The organism is Streptomyces sp. NPDC001220 (assembly GCF_053597895.1).
In genome coordinates this window covers 531,889-554,628 of the sequence record NZ_JBSFJE010000001.1, presented here as the reverse complement: position 1 = coordinate 554,628, position 22,740 = coordinate 531,889, and the positions used below count along the sequence as shown (strand labels likewise).

At 72.5% G+C, this 22,740-nt stretch carries 21 protein-coding genes; 11 read left to right on the top strand and 10 right to left on the bottom strand.

All coding sequences use genetic code 11. The annotated features are described in order from the left end of the window. Nucleotides 1-86 precede the first annotated feature (86 nt). Together ACWDGI_RS02650 and ACWDGI_RS02645 are read right to left on the bottom strand one after the other, a co-directional pair. Nucleotides 87-1,229 (bottom strand): diguanylate cyclase domain-containing protein, encoded by a 1,143-nt coding sequence (locus tag ACWDGI_RS02650; RefSeq protein WP_450754601.1) that lies wholly within the window; start codon nucleotides 1,227-1,229, stop codon nucleotides 87-89. A gap of 146 nt (nucleotides 1,230-1,375) precedes the next feature. Beyond that, nucleotides 1,376-2,170 (bottom strand): enoyl-CoA hydratase/isomerase family protein, encoded by a 795-nt coding sequence (locus tag ACWDGI_RS02645; protein WP_450754600.1) that lies wholly within the window; start codon nucleotides 2,168-2,170, stop codon nucleotides 1,376-1,378. A 209-nt stretch (nucleotides 2,171-2,379) separates the two neighbouring features. Here ACWDGI_RS02645 and ACWDGI_RS02640 point away from each other — a divergent pair, with 209 nt between their 5' ends. Then, nucleotides 2,380-2,934 (top strand): hypothetical protein, encoded by a 555-nt coding sequence (locus ACWDGI_RS02640; RefSeq protein WP_450754599.1) that lies wholly within the window; start codon nucleotides 2,380-2,382, stop codon nucleotides 2,932-2,934. On the opposite strand, the gene ACWDGI_RS02635 is transcribed toward ACWDGI_RS02640, so the two are convergent. Both ACWDGI_RS02635 and ACWDGI_RS02630 read right to left on the bottom strand, forming a co-directional pair. Beyond that, complete coding sequence (locus tag ACWDGI_RS02635; RefSeq protein ID WP_450754597.1) at nucleotides 2,931-4,040, bottom strand: adenylate/guanylate cyclase domain-containing protein; 1,110 nt, start codon at nucleotides 4,038-4,040, stop codon at nucleotides 2,931-2,933. The genes ACWDGI_RS02640 and ACWDGI_RS02635 overlap by 4 nt on opposite strands. A gap of 537 nt (nucleotides 4,041-4,577) precedes the next feature. Further along, complete coding sequence (locus ACWDGI_RS02630) at nucleotides 4,578-5,453, bottom strand: biotin--[acetyl-CoA-carboxylase] ligase (protein ID WP_450754595.1); 876 nt, start codon at nucleotides 5,451-5,453, stop codon at nucleotides 4,578-4,580. 110 nt (nucleotides 5,454-5,563) lie between these two features. On the opposite strand from ACWDGI_RS02630, the gene ACWDGI_RS02625 reads away from it, so the two are divergent. The 4 genes from ACWDGI_RS02625 (at nucleotide 5,564) to ACWDGI_RS02610 (ending at nucleotide 8,281) form a co-directional block, all read left to right on the top strand. Further along, entirely contained in the window at nucleotides 5,564-7,159 is a 1,596-nt protein-coding gene (locus tag ACWDGI_RS02625; RefSeq protein ID WP_450754593.1) for an acyl-CoA carboxylase subunit beta, read from the top strand. 9 nt (nucleotides 7,160-7,168) lie between these two features. Beyond that, on the top strand, nucleotides 7,169-7,378 hold the full coding sequence (locus tag ACWDGI_RS02620; protein WP_450754591.1) for an acyl-CoA carboxylase epsilon subunit: 210 nt from the start codon (nucleotides 7,169-7,171) through the stop codon (nucleotides 7,376-7,378). A gap of 134 nt (nucleotides 7,379-7,512) precedes the next feature. Next, on the top strand, nucleotides 7,513-7,641 hold the full coding sequence (gene mmpB, locus ACWDGI_RS02615) for a morphogenic membrane protein MmpB (RefSeq protein ID WP_450754589.1): 129 nt from the start codon (nucleotides 7,513-7,515) through the stop codon (nucleotides 7,639-7,641). Between the two features lie 37 nt (nucleotides 7,642-7,678). Beyond that, on the top strand, nucleotides 7,679-8,281 hold the full coding sequence (locus ACWDGI_RS02610) for a Maf family protein (RefSeq protein WP_450754587.1): 603 nt from the start codon (nucleotides 7,679-7,681) through the stop codon (nucleotides 8,279-8,281). Here ACWDGI_RS02610 and ACWDGI_RS02605 read toward each other — a convergent pair. Further along, complete coding sequence (locus ACWDGI_RS02605; protein ID WP_450754585.1) at nucleotides 8,253-8,792, bottom strand: hypothetical protein; 540 nt, start codon at nucleotides 8,790-8,792, stop codon at nucleotides 8,253-8,255. The genes ACWDGI_RS02610 and ACWDGI_RS02605 overlap by 29 nt on opposite strands. Before the next feature lie 376 nt (nucleotides 8,793-9,168). Between ACWDGI_RS02605 and ACWDGI_RS02600 the strand changes: the two genes are divergently transcribed. Continuing rightward, nucleotides 9,169-10,941 (top strand): acetyl/propionyl/methylcrotonyl-CoA carboxylase subunit alpha, encoded by a 1,773-nt coding sequence (locus tag ACWDGI_RS02600; RefSeq protein WP_450754583.1) that lies wholly within the window; start codon nucleotides 9,169-9,171, stop codon nucleotides 10,939-10,941. 74 nt (nucleotides 10,942-11,015) lie between these two features. Continuing rightward, nucleotides 11,016-11,591, top strand: coding sequence for a TetR/AcrR family transcriptional regulator (locus ACWDGI_RS02595; protein WP_450754581.1), 576 nt, complete (start codon nucleotides 11,016-11,018; stop codon nucleotides 11,589-11,591). Between the two features lie 90 nt (nucleotides 11,592-11,681). Here the strand turns inward: ACWDGI_RS02595 and ACWDGI_RS02590 are convergent, their stop codons facing one another. Together ACWDGI_RS02590 and ACWDGI_RS02585 are read right to left on the bottom strand one after the other, a co-directional pair. Beyond that, nucleotides 11,682-12,614, bottom strand: a complete 933-nt coding sequence (locus tag ACWDGI_RS02590; protein WP_450755274.1) for a DeoR/GlpR family DNA-binding transcription regulator — start codon at nucleotides 12,612-12,614, stop codon at nucleotides 11,682-11,684. Nucleotides 12,615-12,816: 202 nt separating this feature from the next. Beyond that, nucleotides 12,817-14,265 carry an NAD(P)H-quinone dehydrogenase gene (locus ACWDGI_RS02585; protein ID WP_450754579.1) on the bottom strand — a complete coding sequence of 483 codons (1,449 nt, stop codon included), beginning with the start codon at nucleotides 14,263-14,265 and terminating at the stop codon, nucleotides 12,817-12,819. Nucleotides 14,266-14,361: 96 nt separating this feature from the next. Here ACWDGI_RS02585 and ACWDGI_RS02580 point away from each other — a divergent pair, with 96 nt between their 5' ends. The 4 genes from ACWDGI_RS02580 to ACWDGI_RS02565 all read left to right on the top strand — a co-directional run bounded on the left by ACWDGI_RS02580 (nucleotide 14,362) and on the right by ACWDGI_RS02565 (nucleotide 19,229). Further along, a complete protein-coding gene (locus tag ACWDGI_RS02580) occupies nucleotides 14,362-14,802 on the top strand; it encodes a gamma-glutamylcyclotransferase (RefSeq protein ID WP_450754577.1) in 441 nt (146 codons plus the stop codon). A gap of 143 nt (nucleotides 14,803-14,945) precedes the next feature. After that, complete coding sequence (locus ACWDGI_RS02575) at nucleotides 14,946-15,770, top strand: purine-nucleoside phosphorylase (RefSeq protein WP_450754576.1); 825 nt, start codon at nucleotides 14,946-14,948, stop codon at nucleotides 15,768-15,770. A gap of 463 nt (nucleotides 15,771-16,233) precedes the next feature. Then, nucleotides 16,234-17,865 carry a phospho-sugar mutase gene (locus tag ACWDGI_RS02570; protein WP_450754574.1) on the top strand — a complete coding sequence of 544 codons (1,632 nt, stop codon included), beginning with the start codon at nucleotides 16,234-16,236 and terminating at the stop codon, nucleotides 17,863-17,865. A 179-nt stretch (nucleotides 17,866-18,044) separates the two neighbouring features. Further along, nucleotides 18,045-19,229, top strand: coding sequence for a hypothetical protein (locus ACWDGI_RS02565; protein ID WP_450754572.1), 1,185 nt, complete (start codon nucleotides 18,045-18,047; stop codon nucleotides 19,227-19,229). A 55-nt stretch (nucleotides 19,230-19,284) separates the two neighbouring features. Here ACWDGI_RS02565 and ACWDGI_RS02560 read toward each other — a convergent pair whose 3' ends face one another. The 3 genes from ACWDGI_RS02560 to ACWDGI_RS02550 form a co-directional block, all read right to left on the bottom strand. Continuing rightward, the gene (locus ACWDGI_RS02560) at nucleotides 19,285-20,172 is read right to left on the bottom strand and encodes a phosphate ABC transporter ATP-binding protein (RefSeq protein ID WP_450754570.1); all 888 of its coding nucleotides are present in this window, start codon (nucleotides 20,170-20,172) and stop codon (nucleotides 19,285-19,287) included. A gap of 20 nt (nucleotides 20,173-20,192) precedes the next feature. Continuing rightward, nucleotides 20,193-21,128: a sortase gene (locus tag ACWDGI_RS02555; protein ID WP_450754568.1), complete on the bottom strand. Its 936-nt coding sequence runs from the start codon at nucleotides 21,126-21,128 to the stop codon at nucleotides 20,193-20,195. Between the two features lie 89 nt (nucleotides 21,129-21,217). Further along, nucleotides 21,218-22,687, bottom strand: coding sequence for an Ig-like domain-containing protein (locus ACWDGI_RS02550; RefSeq protein WP_450754566.1), 1,470 nt, complete (start codon nucleotides 22,685-22,687; stop codon nucleotides 21,218-21,220). Between the last annotated feature and the right edge of the window lie 53 nt (nucleotides 22,688-22,740).

The window sequence follows — 22,740 nt, the reverse complement described above, 5'->3', positions numbered from 1 at the left end:
CGTACGCAGTGAATGCGGCTGCTGTCACTAGTGGGGTACCGGGTTGCCCCTTACTTCTCGGTGGGTTCTGCGTCACAGCCGTACGGTCATGACCGTCGGCCCCGGAAGCTGCGCCGCTCGGCCCGTTCCGGCGGGGGCGCGTCGGCCAGCCGGACGACGGGATCGTCCGGCCCCTCCCGCCCGGCCACCACCGGCCGGTCCGCGCGGAGCGCCTTCGCGCGGTACTGCGCGGCGTCGGCGAGCCGGAACAGGCGGCGGGCCGAGCGCACCGGCCCGATCGGGTCCGCGGTCGAGGCGACCCCGCACGCGACCCCCTCCCCCAGCTCCAGCTCCCCGGCCCGGCGGCAGAGTTCGTCGGCCGCCTTGACCACGTCGTCGGCCTGCGGGCCGACCACCAGCAGACAGAACTCGTCCCCGCCGAGCCGTGCGGCGAGGGCCCCCGGGAGCATCGCCCCGCACAGGGAAAGGACCGAGCCGAACCGTTCGAGGAGACGGTCGCCGACGGCGTGCCCCTGGGTGTCGTTGACCCGCTTGAGCCCGTTGAGGTCGCAGACGACCAGGCTGACCACGGCGTCGTCCGCGCGGTGCCGGTCGATCGCCTCGTCGAGGCGTACGTCGACGGCACGGCGGTTGGCGAGCCCGGTGAGCGCGTCGGTGTACGCCAGCCGGCGGGCCTCCTCGAGACGCTCGGTCTGGGCGATCCCGGCGGCGACGACGGAGGCCAGGACGGTGGCGAAGTCGGCGTCGCCGCGACCGAAGACGGGGGTCTGGACGGCGCGGGCGACATACAGCTCGCCCCATGCCCTGCCGTGCAGCAGGATCGGCGCGACCAGGCAGCAGCCGCGGCCCCTGCGGCGCAGGGCGTCGACCCGCCGGTGCGAGTAGCCGGGGCGGCCGGCGGCGGGACCCTCGGCCGTCTCCACCCAGGCGTTGGGGCCGCCGCCGCCCGCCCAGCGTTCGTGGAGGAACTCGGTGATCTCGGGGAACTGGTGCACCGGGTAGGCCTCGGCCTCCGGGAACTCCTCCTCGTCCGGGGCGCGCTCCCCGACGTTCACGAGGACCCGCAGCCGGCCGAGGTCGCGCTCCCAGACGGAGAGCGCCGCGAAACTGCCGTCCAGGGCACGGCAGGCCCCGGCCGCGGCGGCGCGCCAGCACTCGTGTGGGGTGTGAGCCGCAGCCATGCCCTGAGCCAGCGCCACGACGGCGGCGAGCCGGATGTCCTCACCCATTACTCCAGGTTAGGGAGGTTTGGGCTCATTCGGGACATTGGTGCGGCGAACAGGTGTAGCGACGACCTGCGCCGTCCCGGACTGCGGCCCGATGCGGGCCGATCACGCCGATCACGCGGCCCCCCGCGCCCCGGCCCACCCGCACCTCACTCCCCCGGCCACTCCGGCTTCCGCTTCTCGTTGAACGCCGCGACGCCCTCCGCACGGTCCCCCGAGAACGCCACCGACCGCCATGCCGCGTCCTCGACCTCCAGCCCCGTCCGCAGGTCCAGCCCGTGCCCGAGCCGCAGCGCCCGCTTCGCCGCCCGCAGCCCCACCGGCGAGTTCGCCGCCATCCGTGCCGCCAGCGCCAGCGCCGCGTCCCGGTCCTGGCCCGTCTCCACCAGCTGGTCGACCAGGCCCAGCTCACGCGCCTCCGGCGCCTCCACCCGGCGCGCCGAGAAGATCAGCTCGGCGGCGCGGGCCGCGCCGACCCGGCGGGGCAGCAGCTGCGTACCGCCGCCGCCCGGAATCACGCCCACCGACACCTCGGGCAGGCCCACCACCGCCGTACTGTCGGCCACGATCACGTCGCAGGACAGCGCCAGCTCGAAGCCCCCGCCGAGCGCGTAGCCGTGCACGGCGGCGACCGTCGGCATCGGCAGCTCCAGTACGCCGGTGTACGCCCCGCGCGACAGCGGCCGCGCCCGGACCAGCTCCGCGTCGGTCATGGAGTTGCGCTCCTTGAGGTCGGCGCCGACGCAGAACGCCCGCTCGTGCGAGGAGGTCAGCACCACCACCCGGGCCTCCCGGTCGGCGCCCAGCGCCGTGCACGCGGCCACGATCGAGCGGGCCATGTCCGCCGACACCGCGTTCATGGCCTTGGGCCGGTCCAGTACGAGTTCCACCACGTGACCGTGGCGTCGTACCAGCACGAACTCCCCGTACCGCTCCTCGCTCATGGCACCCTCCGCTCGACTCCCACTCGCGTTAACGCTTGTTAACCGCACGATCATCGCAGCCGGGCCCGGCTCGGGGAAAGGGGCATCGACCGGCTCCGGACACCCTCGTTCGGGTGACATCCCGGGAGACTCCCGGCGCACGCCCCATGGGAGCGCATAACGTGCGCTCGCCACGGCGCATCGGGGGCGCGCAGCCGGGAGGGAGCGTCATGACAGGAACGCCGTCAGTCGGCCGCGGGGGGCGGCACCGCAAGCCCCGGCCCCGCAAGGTGCTGTTCGCCGCCGGAGGTCTCGCACTGGCCGCCGGGATGCTGAGCCTCGTACGGATCGTCCCGGAGGGCGGTGTCGGCACGCCCGGCACCGCCGAGGCGGAACCCCGGCTGGATCCGACCGCCGACGCCACGGACCGGTCGGCGAACGCGGCCGCCACCCTCGGTCCGGTCCCCACGGCCACCGCCTCGGCGGCCACCGTCATGGGCGGCACGAGCCGGACCCCGGCGGCCACGCCGTCCGCCACGCCGTCCGTATTGGCATCGGTCTCGCCCAGCGCACTGCCCGCCGGGGGCGTCACGGTCCCGACCACCATCCCGACGAGCCCGGCACGGCCGGCCGGCACCGCGCCGGCTCCGGCGACCAGCACCCCGGCCACGACCACGACCCCCACCCCGACCGCCACGCCCCGTACCCGTCCGCCGGGCGACGGTGTCTGCCTGCCCGTCGTCGGACTGTGCGTGGACCCACTGATACAGGCCGGTCGCCGCTAGGACGGCTCCCCGTCGCGGCGGGTGAGCAGCCAGGGCTCCACCACGCCCAGGCCGCGCACCGGGCGCTGCCACATCGGCTGGAGCGCGAAGCGGTACGTCGGGGGTTCCTCGCCCTCCTTCTCGGCGGTGGCCGCCGCCTCGGCGGCCTCCGCCTCCGAGGCGGGCGCCTCGCCGGAGCGGATCAGTTCCTCGGCGAACGCCGAGTCGACGAGCACGGCGTCCCGCGGGGCTATGGAGGTCAGCCGGGAGGCCAGGTTCACGGTCGTACCGAAGACATCGCCCATCCGGGTGGTCACGGTGCCGAAGGCCATGCCGACGCGCAGCTCCGGCATCGTCTCGTCGTGACCCATGGTCTCCACCAGGCGCAGCGCGATGTCGGCGGCCGTGCCGGCGTCGTCGGCGGCGTACAGGACCTCGTCGCCGAGGGTCTTGATGAGCCGGCCGCCGCGGGCCGCCACCAGGTCGGCGGCGGTGGTCTCGAAGGCCTCGACCAGCTCGCCGAGTTCCTCCTCCTCCATCCGGCGGGTCAGCCGCGTGAACCCGACCAGGTCGGCGAAGCCGACGGCCAGCCGACGGTCGACCATCTCCTCGTCGTCGGCCGACTGCACGACCCGGCCGGCCGAGGCGGCGAGCTGACGGCGCCAGACGTAGACCAGGAACTCCTCCAGCTCGGGCAGGAGCAGCTCGACGATCGGGTACGTGACCTCGGTGCGGGTCATGCCCGGCTCGGGGGGCTCGGTCAGGCCCTCCAGGAAGGAATCCATCTGCCATTCGGCCAGACGGGCGGTGGTCTGCCCGGTCGACCGGGCCACCTGTACGGCCATGGCCTCGCTGAGCAGGCCCGCCTCGACGAGACCGGCGAGCCGGCGCAGGGCCAGCACGTCGGCCTCGGTGAGCGCCTTGGCCTGTCCGATGTCCGCGAAGCCCATGGCCCGCCAGAACCTCGACGCCAGTTCCATGGAGACGCCGGCGCTGCGGGCCGCCTGGAACGGGGTGTAGCGGCGCTCGGCACCGAGGATCAGGCCTTCGAGGCGCAGGGCGAGCGGGTCCTCGCCGGAGTCGGCGGCGTCCGCGCCCTCGCCGGAGCCCGTGTCGTCGACGGTCACGCCTGCTGCCCTTCCGATCTGCCGCGGTCACGTATCGACCGGCCTCAACTCTACGGCAGCTGTGCGGTAGCTCACTTCGTGAGGTGGGCCGATGTCGGTGGTACCCCCGGCCGGCGTTCCCCCGGGGCTGTGCCCCCGGACCCCCGCACCGGGGGACGGACGGCCCGGATCCCACCTGCGGTCCGGTGGGGGCGGACCGCGCAGTTCCCCGCGCCCCTTACGGGGCCCGTCGCAGCCGCCGGCCGTCGAGCCGCTCGGGGCGATGAGGGCACCCCCGCAAGCGCGCCCACGCGGCGGAAGCCGCACATCAGACACAGCCCCGCGCCCCTTACGGGGCCCGTCGCAGCCGCCGGCCGTCGAGCCGCTCGGGGCGATGAGGGCACCCCCCAAGCGCGCCCACGCGGCGGAAGCCGCATATCGGGCACAGCCCCGCACCCCTTACGGGGGGGCCGTCGTAGCTGCGGGCAGTCGTGCCGCTGGGGCGGCACGGGTGGGCGCAGCGGCACCCTGCAAGCGCGGGTAAGCGACACCCCGCCCTCACGCCGGTCGCAGGTGCACGATGTCGCCTGCCCCCACCGGTTCCTGCACGCCCTCCTCCGTGGCGATCACCAGTCGTCCGTCCCCGTCCACGGCCACCGCCTCTCCGACCAGCGACCGGTCCCCCGGCAGCTCGGCCCGGACCGTCCTCCCCAACGTCGCGCAGCCCGCCGCGTACGTCTCCTGGAGCCCGCTGCGCGCCGGATCGCCGCCCGCCTCGCGCCAGCGCCCGTACCAGTCCTCCAGTGACCGCAGCACCGCCCGCAGCAGCGGATCCCGGTCCGTGGTCACCGCACCGGCCAGTGCCAGCGACCCCGCCTGCGGCACCGGCAGCTCCTCCGCACGGAGCGTGACGTTGATACCGACGCCGACCACGACCGCGTCCTCGCCGGCCCGCTCCGCCAGAATGCCCCCGGCCTTGCGCTCCTCGTCACCGACGGTCACCAGCAGGTCGTTCGGCCATTTGAGTGCCGTGTCGACACCGGCCACCCGGGCCAGCCCCGTCGCCACCGCCACCCCGGTCAGCAGCGGCAGCCAGCCCCAGCGGGCCACCGGCACCTCGGCCGGCTTCAGCAGCACCGAGAAGAACAGGCCGGAGCGGGCCGGCGCCGTCCACTGGCGGTCCAGACGGCCCCGCCCGGAGGTCTGTTCCTCGGCGACGAGCACGGCGCCCTCGTCCGCGTCCCCCGCGAGGGACCGCGCCACCAGGTCGGAATTGGTGGAGCCGGTGCGCTGCACGACCTCGATGTCGCAGTAGAGGCCGCCATGGCCGCCGTCCCGCACCAGAGCCCTGCGCAGCCCCGCCGCCCCGAGCGGTGGACGGTCCAGGTCGGACCAGCGATTGTTGTTCTCGTCTGCTGCATCTCGCGGCGTCATGCAAGCCACCCTAGGTGTGTTGTACGCCGCACTGCCGTTTGGTAGGCGCCCCACTACGCTACGGATGAGTAACCGTCCCCCCTTTTGAGCAGGCAGGGAGCCGCATCCCGATGTCCGAGCCGGAAGAGACCGACATTCACACGACCGCGGGGAAGCTCGCGGATCTCCAGCGCCGTGTCCATGAAGCGACACACGCCGGTTCGGAGCGCGCGGTCGAAAAGCAGCACGCCAAGGGCAAGTTGACGGCCCGTGAGCGGATCGAGCTGCTCCTCGACGAGGGCTCCTTCGTCGAGCTGGACGAGTTCACCCGCCACCGCTCCACCGACTTCGGCCTGGAGAAGAACCGCCCGTACGGCGACGGCGTCGTCACCGGATACGGCACGGTGGACGGCCGCCCGATCGCCGTCTTCTCCCAGGACTTCACCGTCTTCGGCGGCGCCCTCGGCGAGGTCTACGGCCAGAAGATCGTCAAGGTGATGGACTTCGCCCTGAAGACCGGCTGCCCGGTCATCGGCATCAACGACTCCGGCGGCGCCAGGATCCAGGAGGGGGTCGCCTCCCTCGGCGCGTACGGCGAGATCTTCCGACGCAACACGCACGCGAGCGGTGTGATCCCGCAGATCTCGCTGGTCGTCGGGCCCTGTGCCGGCGGCGCCGTGTACTCCCCGGCCATCACCGACTTCACGGTCATGGTCGACCAGACGTCCCACATGTTCATCACCGGTCCGGACGTCATCAAGACGGTCACCGGCGAGGACGTCGGCTTCGAGGAGCTGGGCGGCGCCCGCACCCACAACTCGGTCTCCGGCGTGGCCCATCACATGGCCGGCGACGAGAAGGACGCCATCGAGTACATCAAGCAGCTGCTGTCGTACCTGCCGTCCAACAACCTCTCCGAGGCCCCGGTCTTCCCGGAGGAGGCGGACCTGGCCGTCACCGACGAGGACCGCGAGCTGGACACCCTGGTCCCGGACAGCGCGAACCAGCCGTACGACATCCACACGGTGCTCGAACACGTCCTCGACGACGGTGAGTTCTTCGAGACGCAGGCCCTGTTCGCGCCGAACATCGTCACCGGCTTCGGCCGGGTCGAGGGCCACCCGGTCGGCATCGTCGCCAACCAGCCGATGCAGTTCGCCGGCTGCCTGGACATCAAGGCGAGCGAGAAGGCGGCCCGCTTCGTCCGCACCTGCGACGCCTTCAACGTCCCGGTCATCACCTTCGTCGACGTCCCGGGCTTCCTCCCCGGCGTCGACCAGGAGCACGACGGCATCATCCGCCGCGGCGCCAAGCTGATCTACGCCTACGCCGAGGCGACGGTCCCCCTGATCACCGTCATCACCCGCAAGGCCTTCGGCGGCGCCTACGACGTCATGGGCTCCAAGCACCTGGGTGCCGACCTCAACCTCGCCTGGCCGACCGCACAGATCGCCGTCATGGGCGCCCAGGGCGCCGTCAACATCCTGCACCGCCGCACGCTCGCCGAGGCGGAGGCCGGCGGCGCGGACGTCGAAGCCGTGCGCGCCCGCCTGATCCAGGAGTACGAGGACCACCTCCTCAACCCCTACACGGCCGCCGAGCGCGGTTACATCGACGCTGTGATCATGCCGTCGGACACGCGGCGCCATGTCGTACGGGGCCTGCGCCAGCTCCGTACCAAGCGCGAGTCCCTGCCGCCGAAGAAGCACGGCAACATCCCCCTCTAAGGAGCCGCTGTGACGATCAAGGTCATACGGGGCAACCCGACCCCGGAGGAACTGGCCGCCGCTCTGGCGGTGGTCAGGGCGAGGGCGGCGGCCCTGGCAACCGCCCCGTCCGGCACCCCGACGGCGCGGGCCGCCTGGTCCGACCCGTCCCGCATCGCCCAGCACCGGCTCCCCGCCCCGAGCACGACGGCATGGACCCGTACCTATTGGCCGAGCTGACAGCAGGAGACCAGGGCGCGGGGCTGTGTCCATATGCGGCTCCGCCGCGCGGGCGCACCTGAGAGAAACGCACGGCTCCAATTTGAGTACGGCTACTCAGGCGCCCCGGCCCGGCCGGGCCGCACGCTGGTGCCATGCTGTGGTCGGACCCTGACGACGAGCCGCCGAAGGACCTGCAAGACGTGCAGAACGCCCTCCGGCGGCTCGGCGTCTTCCTGGCTCTGGTCATGCTCCTGCTGATGATCGTTCTCGGCGTGAGGTGAGCACTCACCTGTCCGCGCCCACCGATACGCTGACGCCATGCGCAGACTCGTCCTCGCCTCCCAGTCCCCCGCCCGGCTGAACCTCCTGCGCCAGGCGGGTCTCGCTCCCGAGGTGATCGTCAGCGGCGTCGACGAGGACGCCGTCACCGCCCCCACACCGGCCGAACTGGCCCTCGCCCTCGCGGAGGCCAAGGCCTCCGTCGTCGCCGCCCGCGCCGACGTGCAGGGCGCCATCGTGATCGGCTGCGACTCGGTGCTGGACCTCGACGGCCGGGCGCTCGGCAAGCCGGCGGACGCCGAGGAGGCGACCGCCCGCTGGAAGTCGATGCGCGGCCGGGCCGGCACCCTGCAGACCGGGCACTGCGTGTGGGACACGGCGAGCAACCGGCACGTGGCGGCGACCGCCTCCACCGTCGTCCGGTTCGGCGAGCCCACCGACGCGGAGGTCGCCGCGTACGTCGCCTCCGGCGAACCCCTCTACGTGGCGGGCGCGTTCACCCTGGACGGCCGCAGCGCGCCGTTCATCGACGGCATCGAGGGCGACCACGGCAACGTGATCGGCATCAGCCTGCCCCTGGTCCGCCGGCTGCTCGGGGAGCTCGGCATCGGCATCACGGAGTTGTGGGCGCCGGCGGAGTGACCGGCCCGGCGGCCGGCGTGTCCTTCCTCAGTTCCGGTCCCGGTTCCGGTTCCGGCTCACCGGCAGCCGGACCGGAACCGTCCGCACCCCCGTCGGCGCCCGCCCCGGCGCCGGCGCCCTCCGTCCGGTCGTACGTCATCAACAGCAGCACGACGAGGGCCAGGACGACCACCATGGACAGGAACGCGGTCCAGCCGATCAGGCCCCACGCCACGGCGCCCAGCAGGCCGTGTACGACCGCGACGCTGATCAGCAGGATGCGGCCGAGGCCGGCGGGCGCCCGGTTGCGTATGGCCACCAGCAGGGCCACCAGGGCGCACAGCGCGAAGTAGAGGCCGAAGACCACGGCGCCGATCTTCGCGGTCATCGACATGTTGTCGGGGTCGAGCCCGGCCAGGGACATGTCCTGACGGTCGACCACCACTCCCATGAACCAGTTGAGCGCGGCGACGCCGAGTGCCTCCGCGAGGAGTATGACCGCCACGGCCCAAGCCACCGGTCTGCGCACCACCGGCCCCCACCCACTTTCAGGTCACGGCCCCACGAGAGCCGCTGTTACTTGAAGTACGTTCAAGACATCGCGAACGCTACTAACGGGTAAACCCGGGGACAAGGGGCCGGGCGTCGGCAAAGATTCGTTGGGCCATTCGTAGGGACTCAACAAAGAAACACTGTGGGGCGCGGCACGCTCTCACAGAGACCTTGAGCACATCGCGGGGCTAGGGTTTTCCGAAGGAGTCCTGCGTACCGCGGTGCGACAAGGGCTTTCGCGGGTCGGGCGAGCCTCGCATCACGCTCCGTGTGGGCAAGCTCACCATTGGGGACGGGTCGAAGTGCCGTGTCGGCCTTCCCTAAACTCGGCTTGTTTCAAGGAGGGAGCCTCAATCGTGCGCAAGGTGCTCATCGCCAACCGTGGCGAAATCGCTGTCCGCGTGGCCCGGGCCTGCCGGGACGCAGGGATCGCGAGCGTGGCCGTCTACGCGGATCCGGACCGGGACGCTCTGCATGTCCGCGCCGCGGATGAGGCGTTCGCCCTGGGCGGTGACACCCCGGCCACCAGCTACCTGGACATCGACAAGGTCCTGAACGCGGCACGCGAGGCGGGGGCCGACGCCGTCCACCCGGGCTACGGCTTCCTCTCCGAGAACGCGGAGTTCGCCCAGGCGGTCCTGGACGCCGGCCTGACCTGGATCGGTCCGCCGCCGCAGGCCATCCGCGACCTCGGAGACAAGGTGGCCGCCCGGCACATCGCCCAGCGGGCCGGCGCCCCGCTGGTCGCCGGTACCCCGGACCCGGTCTCGGGCGCCGACGAGGTCGTGGCGTTCGCCGAGGAACACGGCCTCCCGATCGCCATCAAGGCCGCCTTCGGCGGCGGCGGGCGCGGCCTGAAGGTCGCCCGCACCCTCGAGGAGGTCCCGGAGCTGTACGACTCCGCCGTCCGTGAGGCGGTGGCCGCCTTCGGGCGCGGGGAGTGCTTCGTGGAGCGCTACCTGGACCGGCCGCGGCACGTGGAGACCCAGTGCCTGGCCGACAAGCACGGCAACGTGGTCGTGGTGTCGACCCGTGACTGCTCGCTCCAGCGCCGCCACCAGAAGCTGGTGGAGGAGGCCCCGGCGCCGTTCCTGTCCGACGCGCAGGTCGCCGAGCTGTACCGCGCCTCCAAGGCCATCCTCAAGGAGGCCGCCTACGAGGGCGCCGGCACGTGTGAGTTCCTGGTCGGCCAGGACGGCACGATCTCCTTCCTGGAGGTCAACACCCGCCTCCAGGTCGAGCACCCGGTGACCGAGGAGGTCGCCGGCATCGACCTGGTCCGCGAGATGTTCCGGATCGCCGACGGCGAGGAGCTCGGCTACGACGACCCCGAACTGCGCGGTCACTCGTTCGAGTTCCGGATCAACGGCGAGGACCCGGGCCGCGGGTTCCTGCCCGCCCCCGGCTCGGTCACCACCTTCGACGCGCCGTCCGGCCCCGGTGTCCGCCTGGACGCGGGCGTGGAGGCCGGCTCGGTCATCGGCCCGGCGTGGGACTCCCTGCTGGCCAAGCTGGTCATCACCGGCCGGACCCGCAAGGAGGCCCTGGAGCGGGCCGCGCGCGCCCTGGACGAGTTCCAGGTCGAGGGCATGGCCACGGCCATCCCGTTCCACCGCGTCGTCGTCCGGGACCCGGCGTTCGCGCCCGAGCTCACCGGCTCCGAGGACCCCTTCACGGTCCACACCCGGTGGATCGAGACCGAGTTCGTCAACGAGATCAAGCCCTTCGCCGCCCCGGCCGACGCCGAGGCGGAGGAGGACGCCGGCCGTGAGACGGTCGTCGTCGAGGTCGGCGGCAAGCGTCTGGAGGTCTCCCTCCCGGCGTCCCTGGGCATGACCCTGGCGCGCACCGGCCTCGCCGCCGGCGCCAGGCCGAAGCGCCGGGCCGCCAAGAAGTCCGGCCCGGTCGCCTCCGGTGACAGCCTCGCCTCGCCGATGCAGGGCACGATCGTCAAGATCGCGGTCGAGGAGGGCCAGGAGGTCAAGGAGGGCGACCTGGTCGTCGTCCTGGAGGCCATGAAGATGGAGCAGCCGCTGAACGCCCACAAGGCCGGCACCATCAAGGGCCTCGCCGCCGAGGTCGGCGCGTCCCTCACCTCCGGCGCCGTGATCTGCGAGATCAAGGACTGACGAGACCCCGAACCGCGTCGCCCGGCGAACGGCACCCGCCCGTTCGCCGGGCACCCGACTTTCTGGAACGGCCCATGCGCGCCGACGCCCGACGCAACCACGACCGGCTGCTCGCCGAGGCCCGTACGGTCTTCGCCGAGCACGGCACCGACGCCTCGCTGGAGGACGTGGCCCGCCGGGCGGGCGTGGGCATCGGCACCCTCTACCGGCACTTCCCGAACCGGCACGCCCTGATGAGCGCCGTCTTCGAGGACGCGGTGGACGAACTCCTCGCCAGGGCGCGCGAGTTGCTGACGGCTCCCGAACCGTGCGGGGGCCTGCTCACGTGGCTCCACGAGGTCGTCACCAGCACGGCGGCATACCGGGGTCTGTCCCGGGCCCTGATGTCGGCGTCATCGACCGATCCGGCCTCGGCCCTGGCCCGTTGCGGCACTCCGATGCGGGAGGCCGGCGCGGCCCTGCTGGCCCGCGCTCAGGAAGCGGGGACGGTACGGGCCGACGTACAGATCACCGACCTGCTCCAGCTCATCCACGCCATCGCCCTGGCAGTGGAGGAGTCACCGGGCGATCCCGAGCTGGCGAACCGCTTGCTGACCCTGACGTTGAAGGGACTCACGCCAGAGAGGCCCAGGGGCGCGGGGCCGTATTGACAGGCGGCTCCGCCGCGTGGGCGCGACCAGCCCCGGCAGACCCGCGCCCGCGCGACGACCGAACCGGCACGGCGCCCAGGCACCCGGCGCTCACCGCCGCCGCATGTCGGCGACCCGCCCCCGCTCGCCCCCCGTCGGCGGCTCCCCGTTCATCATCGAAGCCGACCGCAGCCCCGACCCGGGCACCTGGCCCCGCCGCGGCCCCGGAAGGGAGACGTCCCGACGCTGTTGATGCTGTTGCTGACGCGCCGGGACCTGATCACCCCCCGGGTTTCCGGACGCTCCGGCCACAGCGATCTGCACCCCCTGATCGGCGAGGGCCTGGAGCTCCGTGGCGGCACGGTCGTCGTGAGCCGGCGGCTCGTCCGTGACCAGCCGGGTGATGACGTCCGTCGGCACGGTCTGGAACATCGTGTCCGTACCGAGCTTGGTGTGGTCGGCGAGGACGACCACCTCCGCGGCGGCCTGCACCAGCGCCCGGTCGACGGACGCCGACAGCATGTTGGACGTGGACAGCCCCCGCTCGGCCGTCAGGCCACTGCCCGACAGAAAGGCCTTCGACACCCGCAGTCCCTGCAGGGACTGCTCGGCGCCGGAGCCGACCAGGGCGTAGTTGGACCCGCGCAGGGTGCCGCCGGTCATCACGACCTCGACCCGGTTGGCATGGGCCAACGCCTGCGCCACCAGCAGCGAGTTGGTGACGACGGTGAGTCCGGGCACTCTCGCCAGCCGGCGCGCGAGTTCCTGGGTGGTGGTACCCGCCCCGACCACGATGGCCTCGCCCTCTTCGACGAGACCCGCGGCGAGATCGGCGATGGCCGTCTTCTCGGCGGTCGCGAGATGTGACTTCTGCGGAAAGCCGGACTCCCGCGTGAACCCGCCCGGCAAAACCGCACCGCCATGCCGGCGGTCGAGGAGTCCTTCTGCCTCCAGTGCGCGCACGTCCCGCCGTACGGTCACTTCTGAGGTCTGGACGACGCGGGCGAGCTCACGGAGCGATACGGCCCCGTTCGCGCGCACCATTTCGAGGATCAATTGGCGACGTTCTGCAGCGAACACGAAACTGACAGTAACCCCAACGACCGTCTGCTTTCAGCAGTTTGCGCCGAATAGCAGAAGTTGTTCGCACAGCAGGGTCGGAAGTGGTATAGGAGCTACCCCACCCGACTATGCCGTACGCATGCTCGACAACTCCCCGTGACCAGCGGGGAGTCGGTTCCGGCCGTCAGAGTTCGCTGCCGGTCTTCCGTGTGTGCAGCTGCCGCGCGACCTCCGCGATCGACCCCGAAAGAGAGGGATACACGGTGAACGCGTTCGCGATCTGTTCGACCGTCAGATTGTTGTCGACGGCGATCGAGATCGGATGGATCAGCTCCGAGGCCCGCGGCGAGACCACCACGCCACCCACCACGATCCCCGTCCCCGGCCGGCAGAACAGCTTCACGAAGCCGTCCCGGATGCCCTGCATCTTGGCGCGCGGGTTGCGCAGCAGCGGCAGCTTCACCCCCCGGGCGTCGATCTTGCCCGCGTCCACGTCCGCCTGGGTGTAGCCGACCGTCGCGATCTCCGGGTCGGTGAACACGTTGGACGACACGGTCTTCAGGTTCAGCGGGGCCACCGCGTCGCCCAGGAAGTGGTAGATCGCGATCCGCCCCTGCATGGCGGCCACCGAGGCCAGAGCGAACACGCCCGTCACGTCACCGGCGGCGTACACACCCGGAGCCGTCGTCCGCGACACCCTGTCGGTCCAGATGTGCCCGGAGTCACGCAGCTTGACGCCCGCGCCCTCCAGCCCGAGACCGGCGCTGTTCGGAACCGCGCCGACGGCCATCAGACAGTGCGAACCGCTGATGACCCGGCCGTCCGCGAGCGTGACCTCGACCCGGTCGCCCACCCGCTTGGCGGCGGCGGCCCGCGAGCGCGCCATGACGTTCATGCCTCGGCGCCGGAAGACGTCCTCCAGCACGGCGGCCGCGTCCGGGTCCTCACCCGGCAGCACCCGGTCCCGCGACGACACCAGCGTGACCCTCGACCCCAGCGCCTGGTACGCGCCGGCGAACTCGGCACCGGTCACACCCGACCCGACCACGATGAGTTCCTCGGGCAGCTCGGTGAGGTCGTAGACCTGGGTCCAGTTCAGGATGCGCTCGCCGTCGGGCTGGGCGTCGGGCAGCTCGCGCGGGTGACCGCCGGTGGCGATGAGCACCGCGTCCGCCGTGAGGGTCTCCTCACTCCCGTCCGCGGCCGTGACCACGACCTTCCGCGACCCGTCCAGGGCCTGCATGCCCTCCAGCCGGCCCCGCCCCCGCATGACCCGGGCACCGGCACGCGTCACCGAGGCCGTGATGTCGTGCGACTGGGCGAGCGCAAGCCGCTTCACACGCCGGTTGACCTTGCCCAGATCGACCCCGACCACCCGGGCCGCCTGCTCCAGCGGCGGGGTGTCGTCGGCGACGATGATCCCCAGCTCCTCGTACGAGGAGTCGAAGTTCGTCATCACCTCGGCCGTGGCGATAAGAGTCTTCGACGGCACGCAGTCGGTCAGCACCGACGCTCCGCCCAGACCGTCGCAGTCGACGACGGTCACCTCCGCGCCGAGCTGCGCGGCCACCAGCGCCGCTTCATATCCGCCGGGTCCGCCACCGATGATCACGATCCGAGTCACGTACTCCATTGTCCCGCACGCCTCAAGGTGCTACTGCCCGGGGGCGCCACCCGGCGCTTCCCGGGGCTGGAGAGGTACCTGTGGCGGCTGCCGTACCCTCTCCCCATGTCGTCGCTCTACGCCGCGTACGCCGGCAATCTCGACGCACGGCTGATGTCCCGCCGCGCCCCGCACTCCCCCCTCCGTGCCACCGGCTGGCTGAACGGATGGCGGCTGACCTTCGGCGGCGAGCAGATGGGCTGGGAGGGCTCGCTGGCCACGATCGTCGAGGACCCCCTCGCCCAGGTCTTCGTCGGCCTCTACGACCTCGCCCCGATGGACGAGGAGTCCATGGACCGCTGGGAGGGCGTCGGCATGGGCATCTACCGCCGGGCACGCGTGCGCGTGCACACGCTGGAGGGCGAGGAGACCGCCTGGCTCTACGTCCTCAACGGCTACGAGGGCGGTCTCCCCTCGGCCCGCTACCTCGGCGAGATCGCCGACGCGGCGGAGTCGGCGGGCGCCCCGCACGACTACGTCATGGAGCTCCGCAAGCGCCCCTGCTGAGCCCCCAAACCGCACAGACCACACACAGCCGACCCAAAAGTTGCCTGCGTCACACCGCTCGTTGGAAACGACAAGACAACGATCGCCATCCCGTGAGCTCAGTCATCTACGCGCGTAGGCCCAGACCGGCTACTCTCATCCGCGTGAACGCATCTCTTCTTCCGGACGACATCCAGGGCGACCCCCATGCCGCTGCCGGGGCGGCCGCCGGGCGCCTGCGCGAGCTCACGGGCGCCGAGACCCACGACGTCGCCCTCGTGATGGGCTCCGGCTGGGCTCCGGCCGTCGACGCCCTGGGCGCTCCCGACGCCGAGTTCCAGGTCACCGAGCTGCCCGGCTTCCCGCCGCCGGCCGTCGAGGGACACGGGGGCAAGATCCGCTCGTACTCCTTCGGTGACAAGCGCGCGCTGGTCTTCCTGGGCCGCACGCACTACTACGAGGGCCGCGGTGTCGCCGCCGTCGCGCACGGCGTCCGCACCGCCGTCGCCGCCGGCTGCAAGACCATCGTCCTCACCAACGGCTGCGGCGGCCTCCGCGAGGGCATGCGCCCGGGTCAGCCGGTCCTCATCAGCGACCACATCAACCTCACGGCGACCTCCCCGATCGTGGGCGCGAACTTCGTGGACCTGACGGACCTCTACTCGCCCCGCCTGCGCGCCCTGTGCAAGGAGATCGACCCCACCCTCGAAGAGGGCGTCTACGCGCAGTTCCCTGGTCCGCACTACGAGACTCCGGCCGAGATCCGCATGGCCCGCGTCATCGGCGCCGACCTGGTGGGCATGTCGACGGTCCTCGAGGCGATCGCCGCGCGCGAGGCGGGCGCCGAGGTCCTGGGCATCTCCCTGGTGACGAACCTGGCGGCGGGCATGACCGGCGAACCGCTGAACCACGAGGAGGTCCTCCAGGCCGGCCGCGACTCGGCGGCACGGATGGGCGAGCTGCTCGCGCAGGTACTGGGCCGGATCTGAGAAACGCGGCAGAGGGTGCCACGAAGGGTCGTAGAGCGACTGCGGGACCGCCGGCGGCTGGTCGCGCAGTTCCCCGCGCCCCCGAGTGGGCACACGCACCCCGCGCCACAACGGACCGTCGGCCCGACACGACGACGGTCCTCGACCCACGACGATCGCAGCGACCCCACGACCGACAACGAATCACCACCCACAACGGACCGTTGCCGTTGGTCCACCATGGTTCCCGGCCGTCGGTCGTCGGCCGTCGGCCGCACGCGGCGGGGAGGGGACGGGGCGGGGCGTTTCCGCCCGCGGCGGCCGGCGTTCGGCACCGCGCACCACCCGAGATGGTCCACCGCCGGTCCGAGGACGGAGACTCCCCGCCCCGGCCCCGGCTCACCACCACACGTAGGCGCCACGCGCACCCCCACCGAAGCAGCACAGGCGCCGCAGGCACACCACGAGAGGTTGGACGACGACCGTGCACGACGATCTCATCGCCCGGGCCAGGACCTGGCTGGCCGAGGACCCGGACCCGGACACCCGCGACGAGCTCGCCAAGCTCATCGACGCCGGTGACATCACCGAACTGTCGGACCGCTTCGCCGGCACCCTCCAGTTCGGCACCGCCGGCCTCCGCGGCGAACTCGGCGCCGGTCCCATGCGCATGAACCGCACCGTCGTCATCCGGGCCGCCGCCGGCCTCGCCGGGTACCTCAGGAAGCAGGGCCAGGGCACCGGCACCGTCGTCATCGGCTACGACGCCCGCCACAAGTCCGCCGACTTCGCCCGCGACACCGCGGCCGTCATGACCGGCGCCGGGCTCCACGCCGTAGTCCTGCCCCGTCCCCTCCCCACCCCGGTGCTGGCGTTCGCCATACGGCACCTGGGCGCGGTCGCCGGCGTGGAGGTCACCGCCAGCCACAACCCGCCCCGCGACAACGGCTACAAGGTCTACCTCGGCGACGGCTCCCAGATCGTCCCGCCCGCCGACGCGGAGATCGCCGCCGAGATCCACGCGATCGCGAGCCTGAACGACGTCCCCCGCCCCGACGCCGGCTGGGAAACCCTCGACGACACCGTCCTGGACGCCTACCTGGCCCGTACGGACGCCGTCCTGGCCCCCGGCTCCCCCCGCACCGCACGGACCGTCTACACGGCCATGCACGGCGTCGGCAAGGACACCCTCCTCGCCGCCTTCGCCCGCGCCGGCTTCCCCGAGCCGGTCCTCGTCCCGGAGCAGGCCGACCCCGACCCGGACTTCCCGACCGTCGCCTTCCCCAACCCGGAAGAGCCCGGCGCGATGGACCTCGCCTTCGCGAAGGCCCGCGAGACCGACCCCGACCTGATCATCGCCAACGACCCGGACGCCGACCGCTGCGCCGCCGCCGTCAAGGACGACGGCGAATGGCGCATGCTGCGCGGCGACGAGGTCGGCGTCCTCCTCGCCGCCCACCTGGTCCGCCGCGGCGTCACCGGCGTGTTCGCCGAGTCGATCGTCTCCTCCTCCCTCCTCGGCCGGATCGCCGAGAAGGCGGGACTGCCGTACGAGGAGACCCTCACCGGCTTCAAGTGGATCGCCCGCGTCGACGGCCTGCGCTACGGCTACGAGGAGGCCCTCGGCTACTGCGTCGACCCCGACGGCGTCCGCGACAAGGACGGCATCACCGCCGCGCTCCTGATCACCGAGCTGGCCTCGGTCCTCAAGGAGGAGGGCCGTACCCTCCTCGACCTCCTCGACGACCTCGCCGTGGAGCACGGCCTGCACGCCACCGACCAGCTCTCGGTCCGCGTCGAGGACCTCGCCGTCATCGCCGACGCCATGCGCAGGCTCCGCGAGCAGCCCCCGACCGCACTCGCCGGCCTTGCCGTCACCGACGCGGAGGACCTGACCCGGGGCACGGACCGGCTCCCGCCCACCGACGGCCTGCGCTACACGCTCACCGGCGCCCGGGTCGTCGTCCGCCCCAGCGGCACCGAGCCCAAGCTGAAGTGCTACCTGGAGGTCGTCGTCCCGGTGGCCACGCACGCCGGCCTTCCGGCGGCCCGCGCCAGGGCGGCCGAGACCTTGGCCGCGATCAAGCAGGACCTGTCGACAGCAGCCGGCATCTGAACCGAGGGGCGCCCCAGGCGCCCCTCGACCTCGTTGGCCCATGTACGGCTCCGCAGCACCCCATCGGGTGATTTCCCGGCGGTAGTTGACCCGGGCTCCACGCCGTGCCCCGGTGGCCGGGAAACGGTGGTCGGGTAACGCCCGCCACCGCCGCCGTACCGGAGTCTGGAGCCGCCGCCGTGTCCTCGACCGCCCCCGACACCGCCCCCAGCGGACACATCCCGGGCTCCCGACGACCCCACCTCCCCACCGCGGGCGTCCCCCGCCACGCGCTGCGCCGGGCGGCCCCGGCCCTCGCCGGGTATCTCGCCGTACGGCTCACCGGGCTGGTGTTCCTCGCCGTGTGGGCGCACCGGCGGCACCACGGGGTGTGGCCGATGCTGGCGACGCAGTGGGACTCCCGCTGGTATCTCGGGATCGCCGACCACGGGTACACGCACACCCTCGGCATCGCCTACGACCACAACAACCTGGCGTTCTTCCCCCTGTATCCGCTGCTGGTCAAGGCCGTGGCCGTGCTGACCCCGGGCACCCGGGCCAGTACCGGGCTCGGACTCGCCTGGCTGGCGTCGCTGGTCGCGGCCTGGGGCGTGTTCGCGGTGGGCGACCGGGTGGGCGGTCGCCGGGTCGGGGTGCTGCTCACGGTGTTGTGGGCGGCGTACCCGGTGGGTCTGGTGCAGTGGATGGGCTACACCGAGTCGCTGTTCACGGCGTTCGCCGCGTGGACGCTGTACGCGGTGCTCGGCGAGCGCTGGCTGTGGGCGGCGGCGGGATCGGTGCTGGCGGGGCTGACCCGGCCGACGGGGATCGCGGTGGCCGCCGCGGTGACGGTCGCCGCGCTGCTCTCGCTGCGCTCGCGGTTCTCGGCCCGGGCGCTGACGGCGGCGGTGCTGGCGCCGCTGGGCTGGTGCGCGTACGTCGGCTGGGTGGGCCTCCGGCTGGGCCGCTGGGACGGCTACTTCGCCGTGCAGCGGATGTGGCACAACGAGCTGGACGGCGGGGCGGAGACCGTGCGCTGGCTCCGGCATCTGTTCGGGCAGGTCCCGCGGCCGGAGCTGTTCCTGGTGGTGGTGAGCCTGACCATGCTCGCGACGGTCGTGCTGTTCGGGCTCGCGGTGGCGGACCGGCAGCCGGTGCCGCTGCTGGTGTTCGGCGCGGTCCTGCTGGTGATCGTGGTGGCCAGCGGGGGCGTCTACTTCCCGCGGGCCCGCTTCCTCCTCCCCGGTTTCCCGCTGCTGCTGCCCGTCGCCGGGTATCTCGCCCGTTCCTCACGGCGCTTGCGGGTGCTCGCGCTGACGGCGGCCGTGGCGGGGTCGGCGTACTGCGGTGCGTACATGCTGCTGGTGTGGCCGAGTGCCCCGTGATCCGCGTGCCGAGGGGACCCGGCACGCGGCGGGCGGCAAGGCGGCCGCCGTGGCCCTACCCGAAGCGGCCGTTCACGTAGTCCGTGGTGCGCGGGTCCTGCGGGTTTCCGAACATGTCTTCGGTGGGGCCGTGTTCGACGATCACGCCCGGGGTGCCCTGCTCGGCGAGGAAGAAGGCGCACTGCCTGGAGACCCGGGCCGCCTGCTGCATGTTGTGGGTGACGATCACGATGGTGACCTCGTCGGACAGCTCGTGGATCGTCTCCTCGATACGGCGCGTCGAGGTCGGGTCGAGGGCCGAGCACGGCTCGTCCATCAGCAGGACCCGGGGGCGGACCGCCAGCGAGCGCGCGATGCACAGGCGCTGCTGCTGGCCGCCGGAGAGCGCGCCGCCGGGCTGGCGGAGCCGGTCCTTGACCTCTTTCCACAGGCCCGCCTTGGTGAGGCACTCCTCGACGAGCCGGTCCTTGTCGTCGCGGGCGGCCCTGATCCCGGCCAGCTTCAGGCCGGCGGTGACGTTGTCGTAGATCGACATCGCGGGGAACGGGTTGGGCTTCTGGAAGACCATGCCGATCTCGCGACGGGCGTGCGTGATGCGGCGGCCCCGGTCGTAGATGTCGTCGCCGTCGAGGAGCACCCGGCCGGAGAGGGAGGCGGAGCCGACCAGTTCGTGCATGCGGTTGAGGATCCGCAGGAACGTGGACTTGCCGCAGCCGGACGGGCCGATGAGCGCGGTGACCGTGCGGGCGGGCATGGTGAGCGAGACGTGCTCCAGCACCTTGTGGTCGCCGAACCAGGCCGAGACGGCGTCGGCCTCCAGCGTCGCCGGGTTGCCCGGCACGGTGCCGGAGCCGACCTCGGGCGCCTTGACGGCGGTGATCCTCTTCGTCGGGTCGAGGATCTCGTCGACGAGGGTGCCGGACGTGTCGGTGGTGTCGGACATGATGGTGGACTCCTCGTCGTTCAGAGCAGGTTGGGCAGCAGCCGGGTGGCGGCCCCGGAGACGGCGAGGCCGAGGGCGGCCAGGACGGGGGCGCTGACGATCCAGGTCTGCCAGCGGCCCCACACACGGTAGGCGGCCACGGTGAGCAGGGCGGCCAGGAGCAGCGCCTGCGACCAGAGGAAGACCGGGAGCCAGGCGGCGCCCTCGCCGCCCATGGCCTGCTCGGAGCCGCTGATCCAGCCGAGGGCCGGCGGACGCGGCGGGGCCGGCCGTACGGGGCTCGTCAGCTCCGCGTCGACACGGAGTGTGCCGGAGGGGGTGTACGGGCCGCCCTCGGCGGTGATGAGCGTGAGGCGGCCCTGGTCCGCCGGGAGGACGGCCGGCAGCGGGTCGCCCTCCCGGCGGATGCCGGTGACCTGGTAGGTGGCGGTGCCCTGACCGGTCGTCACCCGGATGTCGCTGCCCACGGGCAGCTCGTGAAGATGGTTGAACGGGCTGCCGTACCCCCACTGACGGCCCATGATCACGCTGGTGCCGGCCTGTCCCGGCAGCGGGGTGTCCCGGCGGTGGCCCGGTCCGGCCATCAGCACGCCGGAGGCGGTGCCCTCGCCGACGACCTGCCTGATGCCCAGGGCCGGGATGCGCAGCAGGGCGACCGGAGCGCCCGGCGCCAGCATCTTGCCGTCGTACGTCAGCTGGCCCACCGGGGCGACGCCCACGGCGAGTTGCCTGCGGAACTCGGCGTACGCGGTCTGCTGGTCACGGCTGTGCTGGAGGTGCCCGACGAGGGTGAGGTTGGCGGCGAAGCCGAGGAGCAGGGCGGAGAGCAGGCACAGCGCGACCCCCGCGAAGGCGAAGCCGGGGCGCTCGGCCCGCGGTGGGGCCGCACGGGGCTGGGGCTCGGGTTCGGGCGCCGGCGGCGCCTGGGCCGGCGGGGGCGGGGACAGAACGGTCACGGGGCGCGCTCCTGTGAAGAGGTGAGGGGTGGCGGAACGGCGGCGCGGGCGGCGGGGCGGGGGCCCGCCGCCCGTGCCCGCACGGTCGGTCAGGCCCGGGGGTCGCCGAAGGTCAGCAGCCCGTTGCGGCGGCCGTACCGGACGAAGGCGATGCCGGCCGTGGTGAGGACGACGGCGCCGACGCCGGAGAACAGCGCGATCTGGCTGCCGGTGGAGGCGAGGCCGCCACCGCCGCCGGACCCGCCGGACGTGCCGGAGGTTCCGGAGGTGCCGCCGGAGGTGCTGTCGCCGCCCGTGCCACCGGAGCCGGTGCCGGACGTGTCACCGGAGGATCCGTCGGTCGGCCCGGTGGAGGAACCGTCCGTGGGCTCGTCGGTGGGGTCGTCGCCCGAGCCGTCGGTCGGGGTCGCGGAGGGGGACTCGGAGGACGGTTCGGCGAGAGTGAAGTCCACCGCTCCCACGGCGTTCACACCGCCGGTGCAGTCGGGGCTGTAGTCCCAGTTGGTCTGCCCGGCCACCGCGTCGTCCGGCACGGTCAGCGAGGCCCAGGTCACCGTCCCGCTCGCGTCGGCCGTGGCGTCGGGGAACCCGGCGTCGTTTCCGCGCATGACCATCGAGTACTTGGTGCCGGCCACACACCCGCGGACGACGACCTTCACCGACTGGCCGCGCTCGAGCACCGGGTTGTAGTCGAGCAGGGTCCCGGAGCCCTTGTCGTACATCTCGTACCTCGGCAGCTGCGCGGTGACCCGAGTGGGCGTGGATTCCGATGATCCCCACTCGGCGGTACCGGCCGGGGTGAACCTGGCGACGACGTCGTGCGCTCCTTCGGTCAGCGCCGGCGTCGTGAACTCGGCCTTCCCGCCCGTGACCGTGGCCTGGCCCAGCGTCGTGTCACCGTCCAGGAAGGTCACGCTGCCGGTCGCCGCCGCGGGGGAGAGAGTCGCGGTGAGCTTCGACGTCCCGCCGGGTGCGATCACGGCGGGGTCGGCGACGAGAGCGACGCTGGTGGCCGTGGCGCCTTCCCCGACCACCCAGTGGTCGCCGGTGACGGTGATCTTCTGGGACCAGTACGGGTCGCCCGGCACGATCGACGAGGGCGGAATGGACCAGTCGTCGTTCTCGACGCACCGCAGCCGCAACTCGTACGTTCCGTCGCCCGCGATGATGTCGGACAGGCTTCTGACGTCCACACCCGGGTTGTCCGCCGCGGCCAGCGAGACCGTCGAGGACGCCTCGGTGTAGGGCGCCTCGGCGGTGATGCCGGTCACCGCCACCGCCTCGGTGCCGTCGGGCTTGACCACGTACAGGGCGAGCACGCTGTTCCAGTTGATGTCCTCGATGGCGGCGTCGGGACATGCGCCGGAGAACCCGATGGAGCCGGCGATCGGCTGCCCGTCGGTCAGGCTCCCGCTGCCGGGCGTCATGGTGAACTCACCGACCGAGGCCGCCCGGGCAGGCTGGGACTGTGAGGTCACCAGGGCTACCAGGCCCAGGACGACCAGGGCACAGGCGGCCGCGAGGGCGGCCGCTCTTCGGAACGGATGTGGCACTGTCATGGCTTGGCCCCCCGGGGGACGGTTGACGGATGTACGGGGACAGCACGGGGGGC